Genomic DNA, 18,292 nt, shown 5'->3' with positions numbered 1-18,292 from the left:
AAAACATATTTTCTTTTTAGATTATTATTTTATTATACTATAGGATTTTTAAAATTTGAGTTTTTTATTAAAAAATTATGTTTAAGTAATATAAGGTTGAGAAATAGTTTATTTTGAAGTATTCTATATATATAATATTTTATTGTTAAAAATGTATAAATATAAACTTTAAATATAGGGGCGATTTTATGCCAGAAATACAAGGATTAGTTGAAGATATAATATTTCAAAATGAAGATAATGGATATGTAGTAGCAAATATAAAAACTGAAAATGAAAAAGTTACTTTTGTTGGATTTATACCATATTTAACAGAAGGACAAAATTTAAAAATTGAAGGTCAATGGGTTATTCACCCTCAATTTGGTAAACAATTTAAAGTAGAAGCTTATGAAGAATTAGTTCCTAGTACAGCTTATGATATTGAAAAATATCTAGCATCAGGAGTTATATCTGGTATAGGACCTGTAACTGCAAAGAAGATTGTAGAAAAATTCGGAGATAAAACTTTAGATATATTGGATAATGATATAGATAAACTTATAGATATTGAGGGAATAGGAGATAAAAAAGTTGAAATTATAAAAGAATCTTATTTAAGACAGAAAGAAATTAAAAATATAATGCTTTTCCTTCAAAACTATGGAGTTACTCCTAATCAATGTATAAAAATATATAAAAAATTTGGCATTGATTCCATAAATATTGTAAAACAAAATCCATATATACTTTGCGAAGAAATATCAGGAATAGGCTTTAAAACTGCAGATAAAATAGCTAGAAATCTTGGTGTAGAAATGAATTCTGATTTTAGAATAAAAAGTGGTATAAAGTATATAGTAAATGATTTTTGTTCTATGGGAAATACTTATATGCCTTTAGATCTATTAGTAAAAGAGTGCAAAAAATTACTTTTAGTGTCAGAAGAGGAAATAGAAAAAGTATTATATAATAGTGCTCTTGAGGGAAATGTAAAGGTTGAAGTCATAGATGGAAAAGAATGTGTTTTTAATATACCTTTTTATTATTGTGAACTTGGAGTAACGCGTAAAATACTTACTTTGGCCTTTAGCGAATACCAACCTATAAATATTGATGTAGAGTTTGAGATAAAGGAATTTGAAAGAATAAATAATATAAATTTTGAAAAAACTCAAATAGAGGCAATAAAAGGGGCTTTTGAAAATGGAATAGAAATTATTACTGGAGGTCCTGGAACGGGGAAAACTACCATAATAAATTGTATTACAGGTATATTTGAAAAAGCTAGTATGAAAGTATTTATGGCTGCACCAACTGGAAGAGCTGCTAAAAGAATGACTGAAGCTACAGGTAGAGAAGCAAAAACAATACATAGGCTTTTAGAGATAGGAATAGGTGAAGATGAAAATTTAGATTTTATAAGAGATGAATCTTCACCTTTAGAATGTGATGTAATAATAATTGATGAAGCTTCTATGATAGATATTATGCTTATGAATAGTTTACTTAAAGCTGTTTCTATAGGCACCAGAGTAATAATAGTTGGTGATGTAGATCAGCTCCCTTCTGTAGGACCTGGTAATGTATTAAGAGATATAATAGAGAGTAAATGTGTTAAAGTTGTAAGGCTTAAACATATATTTAGACAGGCAAAAGAAAGCATGATTATTGTAAATGCTCATAAAATTAATAGTGGAGAAATGCCTATTTTAAATGAAAAAAATAAAGACTTTTATTTTATAAGAAATGATAATCAAAATGAAATATTAAACACAATAATAGAACTTATAAACATAAGATTACCTAAATTCAATAAAGAATGGAATAAAATGCAGCATATTCAGATTCTCTCTCCAATGAGAAAAGGAAATTTAGGAGTTTTTAATCTCAATAAAAAACTTCAAGAAATATTAAATCCTAAAAAACCTTATAAAAACGAAAAGGTATTTAGAGATATTATATTTAGAACCGGCGATAAAGTAATGCAGATTAAAAATAATTATAGTATAAAATGGACTAGAATAAAAGGAGAAGGAGAGCCTGAAGGAACAGGTATATTTAATGGAGATGTAGGCTATATAGAAGAAATAGATGAAGAAAATGATACTATTATAGTAAATTTTGATGATGAAAAAAGAGTATATTATGATAGTACTTCATTAGATGAATTAGATTTAGCTTATGCTATAACTATACATAAAAGTCAAGGCAGCGAATTTCCTGTAGTTATTATGCCTGCTTTTATGGGGCCTCCCCTTCTTATGAATAAAAATCTTCTTTATACAGGAATAACAAGAGCTAAACAAATGGTAGTTTTAGTAGGTTCTATTAAAGCAATACAATTTATGATAAACAATAATAAAAGCTTTGAAAGATTTTCTGCTTTAAATTGGAGAATTAAAAATATAATAGACAATGAAAAATAAAAGATTATAAAGGTAGGAAAGGCAGGGGATTTTTATAGTTATTTATAAAACATCTAATTTTATAAATTATAAAGATAAAATTTCTGAAAGTATATTTAATTGGTGCTTAGGAAGAGAAAAAGCTTTAAATGTTATTTCCCCTCCTTATAATCCGCCTAATGTGCTTTTAAAAACTTTACTATATTTTATAGACAAAGATAAAAAAGTTCTTTACATAACAGGAGAAGATGAAAATAATATTCAAATATTAAATGTAATAAAAAAATACACTGACTTTAGAGATTATACTTATATAAGAAATAGTTATGTTTCTGAAAATGCTTCTTTAATCATATGTAATTATAAAAATGCTGTAAAATTAAAAAATAAATATAATTTAGTTGTATATGATGATGTAAATAGTTTTCCAGAATATACTAGTTATGAAATATTAGATTTAGTTATAAAATGTTTAGATGAGAATGGTAAAGCAATATGTTTTTCTATAGAGAGTATATTTAAAAATATAAAGGATATAATTATACCTACAAGAATTAATAGAATGCCTTTAATAGAACCAAGATATGTAATTACACGAGTAGATTTAAATAAAGATATTCCATATATAATATATGATTATTTAAAATTTTTAATTTCTAATGATAGAAAAATTATAATTTATCTTCCAAGTAAAGAAGATGTATATAATGTCTATTCGTATTTTATAAATTTTAAAGATAATTTAGGCAAAAATATTATGTATTATATAGCCAATGAAAATGATGAAAAAATATTATATAATTTTTCTAAAATAAAAAAAGCTATATTAATTACAAATGATTACAAAGAAGAATCTATAAATATGCAGGATACAGATATAATAGTATATCATGCAGACAATTTATATTTTGATTATAAAAAATTAATATATTTTTGTGCAAAGGCAGGAAGAAACAAATATTTAAAAGGAGAAGAAGTCATATTTTTAGCTAATACTGAAAGTGAAAATATGGATAAAGCTAAAAATATAATAAGATGTTTTAATAAAGAAGCATGGGAAAAGGGATTATTAGATATTTAATAGAAAGTTCTTTAAGTGTAATATACAACAATGATGAAAATTGTATTATTTGTAATGATTACTGCCATGAAGATAGTTTTCTTTGCATTAAATGCAGTAGAAAAATAAATAATTTAAATAAAGAATTTAATTTAAAAAAGGATAATATAGAACTTTTGTGTTATAGTTCTACTTATTATAATGGAATAGTAATGGAACTAATTAAAAAATTAAAATATAAATGTGATTTTAGATGTGGTGAAGTTTTAAGCAATATTCTTTTTGAAACTATAAAAGAAAAACAAATTTCATATGATATAGTATCATTTGTTCCTATTCATAGAAAATCTCTTAGCCATAGAGGATTTAATCAAAGCAAATTTTTAGCTAAACGTATTTCAAATTATAATAAAAAACCTATTGTAAATTGTTTAAAAAAAATAAAATATACAAAAGATCAAATAGGATTAGATGATGATATGCGTTGGGAAAATCTAAAAAACAGTTTTAAAGCAGTAAATAAAAAATATTTTAAAGATAAAAAAATATTACTTATTGATGATGTATTTACTACAGGAGCTACAGCTTTTTGCTGCAGTAAAGAGCTTTTATCTAAAGGAGCGAAAGAGGTCATTATATTGACAGCAGCAAAAAGTAGAGTATAATAAAAAATGATAAGTTAGGTTTGTGGTTGAAAGTCGATGCCAGTCGCAGGCAAAACGACCCACGTAAGTTAAACAAATGTTTAATGAGCATGGTGCGGCTTAGAAGTAAGTCCTGCCGTAAATTTACGAGAGAGTGAGTAGTGAGAGGATAATGCCGAGTAGCAAAAACTCCAGCAGGCGAGTGTGGGGGCAAAGACCAGGTCAACTAACTTATAGTAAAAATAATGTGGTGTATCGGTTTTTATATGGCTAATACATCACATTATTTTTTTATTATTTTAATATTATTTATTAGGGTTATTTAATGCTATTTCTTTAGTTTTACTTGAAACTACTTTAAAAAATAAAAAAATAAGAATTTTAAATATATTTTAAAATATATATAGTAAATTATTATAAAATAATTATATTGCAAAAGGGATTTTTATTAAATATTAATAACTATATATAGATGTAATAGAAATTTACATATACTATAAATTGTGTAATGAAAATTAAATTACAGCTTATTGAGGTTAATGAAATTGCAGCTAATTAAAAAATTTACATTTTTTTCTATAAATTTCTGATTATTAAAATTTAACTAAAAATCTTTAAGGATATAAAATAAAAAAATACATATAATTATAAAGCAACGCTATATATAAATATAATATTTTAAATATAAAAAATCAAAAATTATTGCATTTTGTGTAACATAAGTAATAAAAATGTGAATTTATTAAATATTTTGTTAATTATAAAAATTACTATTGATATTTGGTAAAATTCGCTATAAAATTATATTAACAAAATATACTTAAGAAATAAAAATTTACTATTTAAAATCTTATATTATAGATTTAATATAAGTAGAGAGGGGCTGTCTTTATGAAGGTAAACATATTAGGGAAAAACATCGAGGTTACAGAAGGCTTAAGAAATGCTATTGAAAAAAAATTATCTAGATTGGATAAATTTTTCGATAGTGAACAAGAGGCTTTTGTAACTTTAAGTGTGCAGAAGGCAAGAAAAATAATTGAAGTAACCATAAGGTTTAATGGTGTACTTTTAAGAAGCGAAGAAGCCAACTCTGACATGTATGCAGCTATTGATATAGTAAGCGATAAACTTGAAAGACAGATAGTTAAGCATAAATCAAGACTTGAAAGAAAATATCATTCAAATGTTCCATTAAAATATCAAAATATACCTATATATGAATATAGTGCTGATGAAGTTAAAGAACCTAAAATAGTTAAAACTAAAAAATTTGCAATAAAACCAATGTCATCTGAAGAAGCAGTACTTCAAATGGATCTTTTAGGTCATGATTTCTTCGTATATTCAAATGCTGATACTGGAGATGTAAACGTAGTTTATAAAAGAAAAGATGGAAATTATGGTTTAATTGAACCGGAATTTTAAGTAAATTAAATTAACCATAAGGGCATAGGCTTAAAGCTTGTGTCCTTTATTATGTTTAACAAAATAATTTAAATAATTGTAAAAAGTTGAATGGAATTTAATTAGATGATATAATCTATTAAGTATAAATGTTTGTTTTAATTTGAATAAGATAGTGAGGATGAAAAATTATGGGATTAATAAACAAAATATTTGGAAGTTATAGTGAAAGACAAGTGAAAAAAATACTTCCAATTGTTGATAAAATAGAATCTTTGGAAGGAGATATACAGCGTCTTAGCGATGAAGAACTTAGAGGAAAGACAGAAGAATTTAAAAATAGACTAAAAAATGGTGAAACTTTAGACGATATTCTCCCTGAAGCTTTTGCAGTATGCAGAGAAGCAGCTTGGAGAACTTTAGGCATGAAACATTATAGAGTGCAGCTTATTGGAGGAATTGTACTTCATCAAGGAAGAATAGCAGAAATGAAAACTGGTGAAGGAAAAACTTTAGTAGCTACTTTACCTGCTTATTTAAATGCTCTTTCAGGAAAAGGTGTTCATATAGTTACCGTTAATGACTATCTTGCTAAAAGAGATAGAGAATGGATGGGAAAAATTTATGAATTTTTAGGCTTAAGTGTTGGAGTAATACTTCATGATTTAAATAATGAACAAAGAAGAGAAGCTTATAATTCAGATATAACTTATGGTACAAACAACGAATTTGGTTTTGATTATCTTAGAGATAATATGGTAATTTATAAAGAAGAAAGAGTTCAAAGGGGTCTTAATTTTGCTATTGTGGATGAAGTTGACTCTATATTAATTGACGAAGCAAGAACTCCTCTTATAATTTCTGGAGAAGGAGATAAATCTACAGAATTTTATAGAATTGCAGATATGTTTGTAAAAACTTTATTAAAGGATAAAGATTTTACTGTAGATGAAAAAGCTGGAGCAGTTATGCTTACAGACGAAGGTGTTTTAAAGGCTGAAAAGTTTTTTGGACTTGACAATTATACAGATGCTTCTAATATGGAAATTCAACATCACGTAGTTCAAGCACTTAAAGCTAATTATCATATGAAACGTGATAAAGATTATATTGTAAAAGATGGAGAAATTGTTATTGTAGATGAATTTACCGGAAGACTTATGGAAGGAAGAAGATACAGTGATGGACTTCATCAAGCAATAGAAGCTAAAGAGGGAGTAAAAGTTCAAAAGGAATCTAAAACTTTAGCAACTATAACATTTCAAAATTATTTTAGAATGTACCAAAAACTTTCTGGTATGACAGGTACTGCTCTTACAGAGGAAACAGAATTTAGAGAAATATATGGTCTTGATGTAGTTGTTATACCTACTAATAAGCCTATGATAAGAATAGATCATCCTGATTTAGTTTATAAAACAGAAAAAGGTAAGTTCAATGCTGTAGTTAAAGAAATAGAAGAAACTTACAAAAAAGGTCAGCCAGTACTTGTAGGTACAGTAAGTATAGAGAAATCAGAGCTTGTTTCTTCTATGCTTAAAAAGAAAGGAATACCTCACCAAGTATTAAATGCTAAATTTCATGAATTAGAAGCTGAAATTATATCTCATGCCGGAGAAAAAGGAATGGTAACAATAGCTACTAATATGGCAGGCCGTGGTACTGATATTAAACTTGGAGAAGGTGTTACAGAACTTGGAGGACTTAAGATTATAGGAACAGAAAGACATGAATCTAGACGTATAGATAATCAGCTTAGAGGACGTTCTGGACGTCAAGGAGATCCAGGAGAATCAAGATTTTACGTATCTTTAGAAGATGACTTAATGAGAATATTTGGCTCAGAAAGACTTCAAAGTATGGTAGAAAGACTTGGCCTTCAAGATGATGAAGCAATTGAAAGTAAAATGGTTTCTTCTGCTATAGAAAATGCTCAAAAGAAAGTAGAAGGTAATAATTTTGATATAAGAAAAACTCTTTTAGGCTATGACGATGTAATGAATACTCAAAGAGAAATTATTTATAAACAGCGTTCACAAGTTCTTGAAGGGGAAAACTTAAAAGAACAAATTCAAGATATGATAAAAGATGTTATAAATTCTGCAGTTGATTCCCATATTTCTGGAATTGAAGAAGAATTTGAAGATGATTTATCAAAGCTTATTGCTTATTTAGATGAAATTTGTATTCCTAAAAGCTTTATTTCTATAGAAGAACTTAAAGATATGGGGAATGAAGCAATTAAAGAAAAACTTATAGAAATAGCATTAGATATATATAAAAAGAAAGAAGAAGAATTTACTCCAGAACAAATGCGTGAAATAGAAAGAGTTATTCTTCTTAGAGTAGTAGATAGTAAGTGGATGGACCACATAGATAATATGGATCATTTAAAACAAGGAATTGGTCTTAGAGCATATAAGCAGCAAGATCCTGTTCAGGCTTATCAATTTGAAGGAAGCGAAATGTTTAATGAAATGATTTATAACATAAAGCTTGATACTGTTAAATATCTTTTCCACGTTCAAATTGAAAAAGCACCTGAAAGAGAAAAAGTAGCTGTTGAAACTAGTACAAATGCTGAACAATCTCTTCCAAAGCAGCCTATAAAAAAAGATAAAAAAATTGGCAGAAATGACCCATGCCCTTGTGGATCTGGAAAGAAATACAAAAATTGCTGTGGAAGATTAGCTTAAAATATTTTTAATATAAAAACTGTTACGAAATTTATTGCTGCAATACATGAAATATATTAGTATTTACATATTTCATATATTGCAGCTAATTTTCATATAACTTATATTTATTTCAATTTGCAAAATAAAATGGAGAGTGATATGTATGTTTTCAGAATTTGATGAAGCAATAAATTCTTTAGGAAATCTAAAAATAGAATTAAATGAGATTAGGGGGTCTCTTTGACTTAGAAACTTTAGAAAAAAAAATAAATGAGCTTGAAAATAAAATGCAGGAAAAGAATTTTTGGGATGATTTAAAAACAGCCCAAAGTATAACTCAAGAGGCAAAAATCCTTAAAGATAAATTAGATAAATATAAAAAATTAGAAAGTGAATTAGAAGATATAGAAGTTTTAATAGAGCTTTCTAAAGATGAAGAAGATTTAGAAATAAAAAAAGAGATAATAACAAATATTAAAAACATAAAAAAAGAAATAGAGGAATTTAAAATACAAACTATGCTTTCTGGTGATTATGATAAAGATAATGCTATTTTAACTCTTCATGCTGGAGCAGGAGGAACAGATGCACAAGATTGGACAGAAATGCTTTTAAGAATGTATACAAGATGGTGTTATAATAAAGGCTATAAAATTGAAACTTTAGATTATGAAAGTGGAGATGAAGCTGGTATTAAAGGAGTAACTATAAGGGTAGAAGGAGAATTTGCTTACGGATATCTTAAAGCAGAAAAGGGAATACACAGATTAGTTAGAATTTCGCCTTTTAATGCAAATGGAAAGAGGCAAACATCCTTTGCTTCTGTTGAAGTTCTTCCTGAACTTACCGAAGATCAAGATATTGAAATAAGACCTGAAGATTTAAAAGTAGATACTTATCGTGCTGGTGGAGCAGGAGGACAGTATGTAAATAAAACAGAATCAGCAATAAGAATAACTCATATACCTACAGGAATAGTAGTTCAATGTCAAAGCGAAAGAAGTCAGCATAGCAATAGAGAAACAGCTTTAAAAATGCTTAAAGCAAAACTTATAGATTTAAAAGAAAGAGCACATAAAGAAAAGATAGAAGATTTAACAGGAGAACTTAAAAATATAGGGTGGGGCAGCCAGATACGTTCTTATGTTTTTCATCCTTATACATTAGTAAAAGATCATAGAACTGGAATAGAAGATGGGAATATAGAAAGTGTAATGAATGGAGAAATAGATTTATTTATCAAAGAATATTTAAAGCAAAGCAGTAATGGTAAATTAGATATATAAAAATAAAGCAGCAGTTAGTGAATTTAAACTGCTGCTTTATTTTATTCTTTTGAGCTATTTATACGATGATATATAAAAATAAACAAAATTAACGTTGATGATGAAAATATAATAATATCTTTATAATATATAAGAAAAATATTGTTATCAAATCCTTCTTTTATTATTTCTTTAGAAATTACATTAAAAGCTCTATCAATAGCTGAAACTTCTATATATTGAGCATCATCTTTTGGAGTATGAATTCTAGACATATCACTGTCACAGAAAGTTACAGCATCAATTCCATTTTTTCTAAAAAATTCGTGATCGCTGGAAGGTTCAAATGTAAGATTATAATTTATTTTTTCTTTATTTAGTGTAGAAACTATAGAACGAACAAATTTTGTATTATCAGAATCATCTTTACCTCCCATTATATTTAATGGTACAGAACTGCTGCCAATCATATCAAAATTATAAACTTTTGCTCCTTGAATTTCATTTAAGTATTTTTCAACAAAATGTTTAGAACCTAAAAGCCCAAATTCTTCAGCATTAAAGGCTACAAAAATTATATCTCTCTCTGGAGTTCCTAAAGAGGATATATATTTACTTAATTCAAGTAAAAATGCAGTACCAGATGCATTATCAAGAGCACCATTATATACTGTTCCTTTTGCATCAGAACCTACATGATCAAAATGAGCAGATATTATAATGGGTGGAAGGCTAGAGTTTTTCCCTTTAATATAGCCTGTAACATTATTTAATTTTGTTTCTTTTACTTCAAAAGGTATAAAACATGAAATTGTATATTCTTTAGATAAATAATTTTTTACTTCTTTTAGTGCATTTTTAGAAAGCATTATATACATATCTTGAGAAGAAGGTTCAAAAGCCATAAAAGAACTTCTAAAACTAAGGTCCTCTCCTTGAGGTACAAAGAATAAAAAACTATTATTTCCTTTTATAACTTGTAAAGCTTCATTTCCTTCTTTAATATAGTCTTTATTACTAAAAACTATATGGTTTTTTTTAAAGCTTAACATTTCTTCTTTATAATCTACACCGTATTTATATTCTTTTACAAAAGATCCTTTTTTATCTAATATTTTAAAGTATGGATCTTGATTTAATTTTTGAGGATAAATTGAATCAAATGGATCATAGTAATCATTATTAAAAGGTAGTAAACCAATTTCTTTAAACTCATTTTTTATGTATGTAGCAGCTTCTAAATTTTCAAGACTCCCTGCAAGTCTTCCTTTAAAATAGTCGGAAGATAAATAATTTATGTTATTTTTTACTATTGTATGGTTAAAACTATAAATTCTATTAAAAATATTTATACTATAAGTTAATAATAATATTGATATTATTATCATAAATGCAGTTATATTTTTTTTCACTTTGTACTCCTTTATATTATTACTATCTATAAATAATATGAACTTTTATAATTTTATATAACTAAAGTTAAATTTTATCTTTTAATTTGCAGGATAGTTTTGTAAAATAATATAGTATAGAGTATACTATTTTACCATTTAATGTAACAATTTAAAGAAAGAAGGTACAAATAATATTATGGGAAATATTTCAAATAGACTTGCTCAAGAATTTAATTTAAAAAAAAAGCAAGTGGAAAATTTCATAGAACTTTTAGATGGAGGCAATACAGTCCCTTTTATTGCAAGATATAGAAAAGAAGTTACTGGAGGTCTTGATGACATAACACTTAGAAATCTTTCAGAAAGACTTACATATCTTAGAAATCTTGAAGATAGAAAAAAAGATGTTGAAAGACTTATAGAAGAGCAAGGTAATATGACTGAAGAAATAAAAGCTAATATAGAGGCAGCAGAAACTCTTACAGAAGTTGAAGATATATACAGACCATTTAAACCTAAGAAAAGAACAAGAGCAACTATAGCTGTAGAAAAAGGTTTAAAACCTTTAGCAGAAATAATATTTAATGGTGAATTTAATGGAGATATTAAAGAATATGCTAAAACTTTTATAAATGAAGAAAAGGGAGTTAAAAATGAAGAAGAAGCTTTAAAGGGAGCTATGGATATTATAAGTGAAATGATATCAGATGTAGCTGATTATAGAAAATGGATAAGAAGTTTAGTTCTTCGTGAAGGTATAATTGAAACTAATGGAAGTTCAGAGGAGCCTACACCTTATGAAATGTATTATAATTATAGTGAAGCTGTAAAATCAATTCCACCTCATAGAATTCTCGCTATTAATAGAGGAGAAAAAGAAAAAATATTATCAGTTAAAATTACTGTAGATAATGATAAAATAATACAATATTTAAATATAAAATGTTTAAAAGAAAATAAAGAAACAGACTATTATATTGCAGAGGCTATAAAAGACGCTGTTAAAAGACTTATATATCCTTCTATTGAAAGAGAAATAAGAGCAGATTTAACTGAAAAAGGAGAAAATGGGGCAATAGAAATATTTAAGGCTAATTTAAAATCACTTCTTATGCAGCCTCCAATAAAAGGAAAAGTTGTTTTAGGATATGATCCTGGATTTAGAACTGGATGCAAGATAGCAGTTTTAGATGATACAGGAAAATTTTTAGATCAGGCAACAGTTTATGCTACTGAACCTCAAAACGATATAGAAGGTTCTATAAAAAAACTTAAAGAATTAATTTATAAATATAATGTAGATGTTATATCTTTGGGTAATGGAACAGCTAGCAGAGAATCAGAAGAAGTACTTTCAAGACTTATTAAAGAAGTTAAAGAAGAAACAGGTAAAGAAATTTATTATGTAATAGTAAGTGAAGCTGGAGCTTCTGTTTATTCGGCATCTGAACTTGCATCTAAAGAATATCCTGAAGTTAATGTTTCTATAAGAGGTGCTATATCTATTGCAAGAAGATTACAAGATCCTTTAGCTGAACTTGTAAAAATTGATCCAAAATCCATAGGAGTAGGACAATATCAACATGATGTAAGTCCTAAAAAATTAGATGAATCCTTAAGAGGAGTAGTAGAAGATTGTGTTAATTCTGTTGGAGTTGATTTAAATGTAGCTACACCATCACTTTTATCTTATATATCTGGTATAAACTCAACAATAGCTTCAAATATAGTTGCATATAGAGAAGAAAATGGAAAATTTAAAAATAGAAAAGAGCTTTTAAAAGTAAAAAGGCTTGGAGAAAAAGCTTTTGAACAATGTGCAGGATTTTTAAGAGTTATGGAAAGTGATGAACCTTTAGATAATACATCTGTTCATCCTGAATCGTATAAAGCTGCTAAAGAGCTTTTAAATATTTTGGGTTATACTTTAGATGATTTAAAAAATTCAAAGCTTTATGACATAGATGAAAGAATTAATGAAAAAGGAATAGATTTTTTAGCTGAAAAATTAGGCATAGGTATTCCTACATTAAAAGATATAGTTAAAGAAATAAAAAAACCAGGAAGAGATCCAAGAGAAGAGCTCCCTAAACCTATATTTAAAACAGGAGTTATAGATATAACTCAACTTAAACCAGGGATGGTACTTATGGGTACAGTAAGAAATGTAGCTGATTTTGGAGCATTTATAGATATAGGAGTTCATCAAGATGGACTTGTACATAAAAGCCAAATGTCAGATAAATTTGTAAGACATCCTTTAGATATTGTTAAAGTTGGAGATATAGTAGAGGTTAAAGTTATAGATGTAGATGAAAAAAGGAAAAGAATATCTCTTAGTATGAAAAAAGAATAATTATTAAAAAATTTTTTGTAATACTTGTTTTATGTATAAAATTGTTATATAATTTTTTTATAAAAGTTAATAATTATAATCTTCAGGGCAGGGTGACTAAGAAATTAGGATTCCCGACCGGCGGTATAGCCCGCGAGCCATTTTATGGCAGATTCGGTGTAACTCCGAAGCCGACAGTAAAGTCTGGATGAAAGAAGAAATATATTTAGAAATATATTTAATTTATAAGCTTGTTTGCCCTGACAGTTTTGTCAGGGCTTTTTATTGTGAATTAAATTATACAAATATACAAAATAATATTATAAGGAGGGGACTTTAATGAAGAACAAAAATATAAACACATTAGTAAAAATTTCATTTTTAGGGGCTATATCATTTGTAATTATGATGTTTAGTTTTAAATTACCAATTTTTCCATCTTTTTTAGAAATTGATTTAAGTGATATTCCAGCATTAATTGGAGCTTTTGCATTAGGTCCAGTAGAAGGTGTAATAATTGAATTATTAAAAAATATATTAAATGGTGCTATAACAGGTTCAAAAACAATGTGGATTGGAGAACTTGCGAATTTTTTAGTAGGTTCAGCTTTTGTATTTACATCAGGATATATATACAAAAGACACAAATCAAAGAAAAATGCCATATTTGGTATGATTCTTGGGAACATTGCTATGACAATAACTGCTGCATTATTTAATTATTTTATATTAATACCTTTTTATGCAACAGCAGGAGGATTTGGACTTCAAGCTATTATAGATATGGCAAAAGCAATTAATCCAAAGGTTACAGATTTAAAAACTCTTATAATATGGTCAATAGTTCCTTTTAATATTTTAAAAGGTATAGTAATTGCAGTCATTACAACACCTTTATATAAAGGTTTATCTCCAGTACTTCATAAAAATACTGATTTTTCAGCCAAAAAAGAAAAATATAATGAAATATAAAATTATAATTTAAAAGGCAATTTGTAAATTTACAAGTTGCCTTTTAAATTATAAATTATATTTCCACATTATAATTCCATCTTCTTTAGTATCAGAATAATAATTTTTTCTTATACCAGCTTCTATAAAACCATGTTTTTTATATAAATTTTGTGCTATTATATTTGAAGCTCTAACTTCTAAAGTCATAGATTTTATTCCTTCTAACTTACAAAGTTCAATTAAAGCTTCAACAATCATATCACCAGCTCCTATACCTCTATACTCAGGATGAACTGCAATATTTGTTATATGTCCTTCATCTAATATAAGCCATACTCCTCCAAAACCTATTACTATATCATTTATTTTTGCCACTACATATTTAGCAAATTTATTATTTAATTCTTCTTTTATTGATTCATAGCTCCAAGAGGTTGTAAAACTCATAGTACTTATTTTAAAAATATCATTTATATAATTTTCGTTAAAAGGTACAATTTCTATTTTATTCATTTTTTATACTCATCTTCTTTTCATACTCTCTTTCAGCTTGAGGCTTTCTTAAATATATTGGTACAGAAGTATAAAGATTATCGTATTCTTTGTTTAAAAGTTTTTTTATGCCTAATTCTCCTAATGAAGAAGCCTTAACTACATTAAGATGATTAGGTGCAAAATAGGTATTTAAGATATTATTTGCAAGTTTATCCTTAAATTTAGGTACAGCATCTCCTACAAATATAACTGGACTATTATATTTTTTTATCATTTCTATTAAATCATCTATATAAAGTGTCATATAATCTGTAAGTTTATTTAAATTTCCATCATTAAAATAATATAAAGCTGTATATACGTTATCTCTAAGTGCATCTAATATAGGACAAACAATAGAATTACTACAAGGAAAATTAAAAGCAAGTGCATCAAGTGAGGATATAGAAACAAAAGGTTTATTAGTTCCTTGACTTAACCCTTTCACCATAGACATACCTATTCTAAGGCCTGTAAAAGAACCAGGTCCTTTTGAAACTACAAATCCATCTATGTCTTCTAAAGTTAATTTAAAATCTTTAAGAAGTTTATCCACCATTGGCATTAATATTATAGAATGCTGTTTTTTGCTATTGTAATTTATTTCTCCAATAAGCTTTTCATCACTTACAAGTGCACAACTAGCACATTCTGTTGAGGAATCTATACTTAATACTATCATAAACTAATCTCCTTTATATAATTATATCTATCTCCATATGCGTCTAAAGTTATTTTTCTATAATTTTCACCTAAATTAGGGAGTTTTTCTATAGTAATTTTTAAATATTCCTTTGGGATGAGTTCTTCTATATAGTTAGCCCATTCTATTATACTTACTCCATCTGAAAATATATATTCATCAAAGCCAATAGCATATATTTCATCAGGATCATTAACTCTATATACATCAAAATGATAAAGTTTTAATCTTCCATAATATTCATTTACTATATTAAATGTAGGACTTGTAATATGTTCTTTTATACCTAAACCTTTTGCTATTCCTTTTGTTATATGAGTTTTACCTGTTCCAAGTTCACCTATTAAACATATAATATCTTGAGAATTTACAAGTTTTCCAATTTTTTCACCCAGAGCAATAGTTTTTTCAACACTATCTACAATAAATTCCATAAATTTTCACTCCTAAGTTTTTACATAAACATATATTTTTATATTAATACACATAAATAAAAAAGGCAATTATATAATAAACTATTATTATAATATTAAACATGGGAATTAAATATATAGAAAGTTTAGTTTGCACTTAACATATATATTATGTAAAATATATATAGTAAATACCATATTATAATAATACAGAGGTGTATAAATTGAAAAAAAATATAATAGGCATATTTATTTTATCTTTTGTATTTATATTTGTATCTTGTACTGTCCAATCTAAAGAAACTAAACCTTATATAAAATCAGAGAATAAAAATGAAGAACAAATTCCATTAAATATAGTAACAACTAATAAGTTTCTTTATAATATGGTTAAAGATATATCAAAAGATAAAAACAATATAGAATATATGTTTACTAATAAGGATGAACTTTTTAATTTTAATTATTCAAAAGAAAATTTAGATTATATAAGTAAAAAAGATATATTCTTTTATTTTGGGAATGCAATGGAACCATGGATTGAAAATTTTATAAATGAGCTAAATAAAAATAAGGTTGCTCCTGTTAATATATCAAGAGGTGTTAAAATAATACAATTAGAGCGTGGAATTTTATATAAAGATAAAACTATAAATGATAATCCATATTTTTGGTCAAATACAGAAAATTATAAAATAGCAATGCTTAATATTAAAAATGCATTACAAGATAAGGATACAAAAAATAGAGATATATATGAGAAGAATTTTAATGATTTAATAAAAGAAATTGATGGATATGAAAAAGAATTAAAAAATATTACTGAACAATTAAAAGACTATACATTCATAGTAGATGGTGATGAACTTGATTATTTTATAAAAAATTATGGACTTAACAGCTTAAAATTATATAATTATGGTTTAGTACTTACAGAAGAAGATAAGAAAAAAATTTCTGATTTAGAGGAGAAAATTAAAGGGAATAACAATATTATATTTTTGTATGACAATGAAGAAAAACTAAAAGCAAATGATTTTCTTATAAAAAAGTATAATATTAATACTTTAAATATTATATCTTATAAAGATGACATAAATTATAAGGATATGTTAAAGTATAATTTAAAAAATTTAGAAACTTTACTTCAAAATATACAATTAAAAGAAGAAAGTAAAAAAGCAGATGTAAATCAGTAAATTCTTAATATGAAATTTTATTGGATATTTCATAAAAATTAAAATTTCCACGATTTTTAAAAATCATGGAAATTTTAATTTTTTATTTAAACAAAATCCAGTTTAAAATTTTAGGAGTAAATAAAATTAATAAAAAAAATAAAATTAATGTAATCACACTTATGGAAAAATATATTTTAGCAATATTTTTAGTTAATTTTTTTATATTCATGAAATCACCTCAATTAAATTATTGACAAAATTATGAAAATATATAAACATAATTATTAATAAATTTATATATTATTCAAATAAGTATAAAAATATATATTGTGCCAATAATTTATATGAGGTGATTTTTTATGGGAGAAATTATTTTAAAATTATTAGATGTAAATTATGGAGAAATGTTTTTTATTTTTATATTGGCAATATTATCATATGAATGGATTAAATTAATAATAGTAAAAATCTTTAAATTTATATTTAAAGATCATAATTCATTTAAAGAATATAATTCATTAAGTGAAATTGATTTAAAAATAGCAGAAAATTTAATAAAAAATATGACAGGTAGAGAATTTGAAAAATTTTGTGCATGGTTATTTAAAAAATCTGGAAAGTACGAAAGTGTTGAACTAACTAAAGCTTCTTGTGATGGAGGTAAAGATATTATATTAAATGGAGATACATATGTAGAGTGTAAAAGATACAATGATGGTAATGGTGAATATGATACATTTGAAATAGGTAGAGAAATATGCCAAAAGTTAGTTGGAGCTATGGTTGGTGATGGCATAAAAAAAGGAATTATAGTTACTACAGGAAGTATTAATAAAAATGCATGGGAATATTTAAAAAATATTGAAAAAAACACTGATTTACAATTGGAGTTTATAATATTTAGTGAATTAATTAATATGATTAGAGAAATCAATAGTGATGAAATTTTTAATGAAATTATTAATATTAAAGATGAAACTGATTTAGCCATAAATTAAAAAGTATTAACAATATCTATTCAAATAACCTTTTAATAGGTAATTATCTAATAATAGGTAATTATCTAAACAACAGATTAAAGTAGTTAAATTTTCTTCATAACACCAATGGATTGAAGTTGTTTTAAAGTAAAATAAAAAAGAGTTTTAGTATACACTAAAATATACTAAAACTCTTTTTTTATGTTTCTAGTTACTTTGGCAGGGGCAGCAGGAATCGAACCCGCAACCAACGGTTTTGGAGACCGAAGAAAGTCCTTCCTGTGCATAATTATAAATGATACGATAAGAATGTAAGAAAGTGATCATTTAAGAATGTACAAATTGATTATATGTATA

The 18,292-nt window shown here is 25.8% G+C and carries 14 protein-coding genes and 1 riboswitch; of the genes, 10 read left to right on the top strand and 4 right to left on the bottom strand.

What is annotated here, in order from left to right; all coding sequences use genetic code 11:
- The first annotated feature begins 188 nt into the window (after nt 1-188).
- The 6 genes from recD2 to prfB all read left to right on the top strand — a co-directional run bounded on the left by recD2 (nt 189) and on the right by prfB (nt 9,462).
- Nucleotides 189-2,408: an SF1B family DNA helicase RecD2 gene (gene recD2 / locus EGD97_RS08435; RefSeq protein WP_078682124.1), complete on the top strand. Its 2,220-nt coding sequence runs from the start codon at nt 189-191 to the stop codon at nt 2,406-2,408.
- 160 nt (nt 2,409-2,568) lie between these two features.
- Complete coding sequence (locus tag EGD97_RS08430) at nt 2,569-3,468, top strand: hypothetical protein (RefSeq protein ID WP_127837041.1); 900 nt, start codon at nt 2,569-2,571, stop codon at nt 3,466-3,468.
- On the top strand, nt 3,441-4,112 hold the full coding sequence (locus EGD97_RS08425) for a ComF family protein (RefSeq protein ID WP_078682122.1): 672 nt from the start codon (nt 3,441-3,443) through the stop codon (nt 4,110-4,112). The genes EGD97_RS08430 and EGD97_RS08425 overlap by 28 nt, the downstream gene beginning before the upstream one ends.
- An 870-nt stretch (nt 4,113-4,982) precedes the next feature.
- On the top strand, nt 4,983-5,519 hold the full coding sequence (gene hpf / locus EGD97_RS08420) for a ribosome hibernation-promoting factor, HPF/YfiA family (RefSeq protein ID WP_078682121.1): 537 nt from the start codon (nt 4,983-4,985) through the stop codon (nt 5,517-5,519).
- 170 nt (nt 5,520-5,689) lie between these two features.
- On the top strand, nt 5,690-8,194 hold the full coding sequence (gene secA / locus EGD97_RS08415; RefSeq protein WP_127837040.1) for a preprotein translocase subunit SecA: 2,505 nt from the start codon (nt 5,690-5,692) through the stop codon (nt 8,192-8,194).
- Nucleotides 8,195-8,339: 145 nt separating this feature from the next.
- Nucleotides 8,340-9,462 (top strand): peptide chain release factor 2 gene (gene prfB, locus EGD97_RS08410; protein WP_180376965.1). Its coding sequence is split into 2 segments (ribosomal slippage): nt 8,340-8,417 and nt 8,419-9,462, totalling 1,122 coding nucleotides; the frame shifts between segments, so codons are not numbered across the junction.
- A 41-nt stretch (nt 9,463-9,503) separates the two neighbouring features.
- Here the strand turns inward: prfB and EGD97_RS08405 are convergent.
- Nucleotides 9,504-10,853, bottom strand: a complete 1,350-nt coding sequence (locus EGD97_RS08405; RefSeq protein ID WP_228201995.1) for a M28 family metallopeptidase — start codon at nt 10,851-10,853, stop codon at nt 9,504-9,506.
- Nucleotides 10,854-11,031: 178 nt separating this feature from the next.
- Between EGD97_RS08405 and EGD97_RS08400 the strand changes: the two genes are divergently transcribed.
- Nucleotides 11,032-13,191, top strand: coding sequence for a Tex family protein (locus EGD97_RS08400; protein ID WP_127837039.1), 2,160 nt, complete (start codon nt 11,032-11,034; stop codon nt 13,189-13,191).
- 74 nt (nt 13,192-13,265) lie between these two features.
- Nucleotides 13,266-13,394, top strand: a riboswitch (FMN riboswitch).
- Between the two features lie 115 nt (nt 13,395-13,509).
- The gene (locus EGD97_RS08395) at nt 13,510-14,142 is read left to right on the top strand and encodes an ECF transporter S component (RefSeq protein WP_078682117.1); all 633 of its coding nucleotides are present in this window, start codon (nt 13,510-13,512) and stop codon (nt 14,140-14,142) included.
- Between the two features lie 48 nt (nt 14,143-14,190).
- Here the strand turns inward: EGD97_RS08395 and rimI are convergent, their stop codons facing one another.
- The 3 genes from rimI to tsaE are packed head-to-tail and all read right to left on the bottom strand — an operon-like array spanning nt 14,191 to nt 15,795.
- Nucleotides 14,191-14,637: a ribosomal protein S18-alanine N-acetyltransferase gene (gene rimI / locus EGD97_RS08390; protein ID WP_078682116.1), complete on the bottom strand. Its 447-nt coding sequence runs from the start codon at nt 14,635-14,637 to the stop codon at nt 14,191-14,193.
- Complete coding sequence (gene tsaB / locus EGD97_RS08385) at nt 14,630-15,340, bottom strand: tRNA (adenosine(37)-N6)-threonylcarbamoyltransferase complex dimerization subunit type 1 TsaB (RefSeq protein WP_078682115.1); 711 nt, start codon at nt 15,338-15,340, stop codon at nt 14,630-14,632. The genes rimI and tsaB overlap by 8 nt, the downstream gene beginning before the upstream one ends.
- A complete protein-coding gene (gene tsaE, locus EGD97_RS08380; RefSeq protein WP_078682114.1) occupies nt 15,337-15,795 on the bottom strand; it encodes a tRNA (adenosine(37)-N6)-threonylcarbamoyltransferase complex ATPase subunit type 1 TsaE in 459 nt (152 codons plus the stop codon). Before tsaE ends, tsaB begins: the two co-directional genes overlap by 4 nt.
- A 203-nt stretch (nt 15,796-15,998) precedes the next feature.
- On the opposite strand from tsaE, the gene EGD97_RS08375 reads away from it, so the two are divergent.
- Both EGD97_RS08375 and EGD97_RS08370 read left to right on the top strand, forming a co-directional pair.
- Complete coding sequence (locus EGD97_RS08375; protein ID WP_078682113.1) at nt 15,999-16,973, top strand: metal ABC transporter substrate-binding protein; 975 nt, start codon at nt 15,999-16,001, stop codon at nt 16,971-16,973.
- Between the two features lie 341 nt (nt 16,974-17,314).
- Nucleotides 17,315-17,953 carry a restriction endonuclease gene (locus EGD97_RS08370; RefSeq protein ID WP_078682112.1) on the top strand — a complete coding sequence of 213 codons (639 nt, stop codon included), beginning with the start codon at nt 17,315-17,317 and terminating at the stop codon, nt 17,951-17,953.
- The last annotated feature ends 339 nt before the right edge of the window (nt 17,954-18,292 follow it).

Origin of the sequence: Clostridium prolinivorans, assembly GCF_004011155.1 — a bacterium.
In the GTDB taxonomy this organism is placed as follows: Bacteria; Bacillota; Clostridia; order Clostridiales; family Clostridiaceae; genus Clostridium_AT; species Clostridium_AT prolinivorans.
This window is presented reverse-complemented; position numbering and strand designations above follow the sequence as displayed.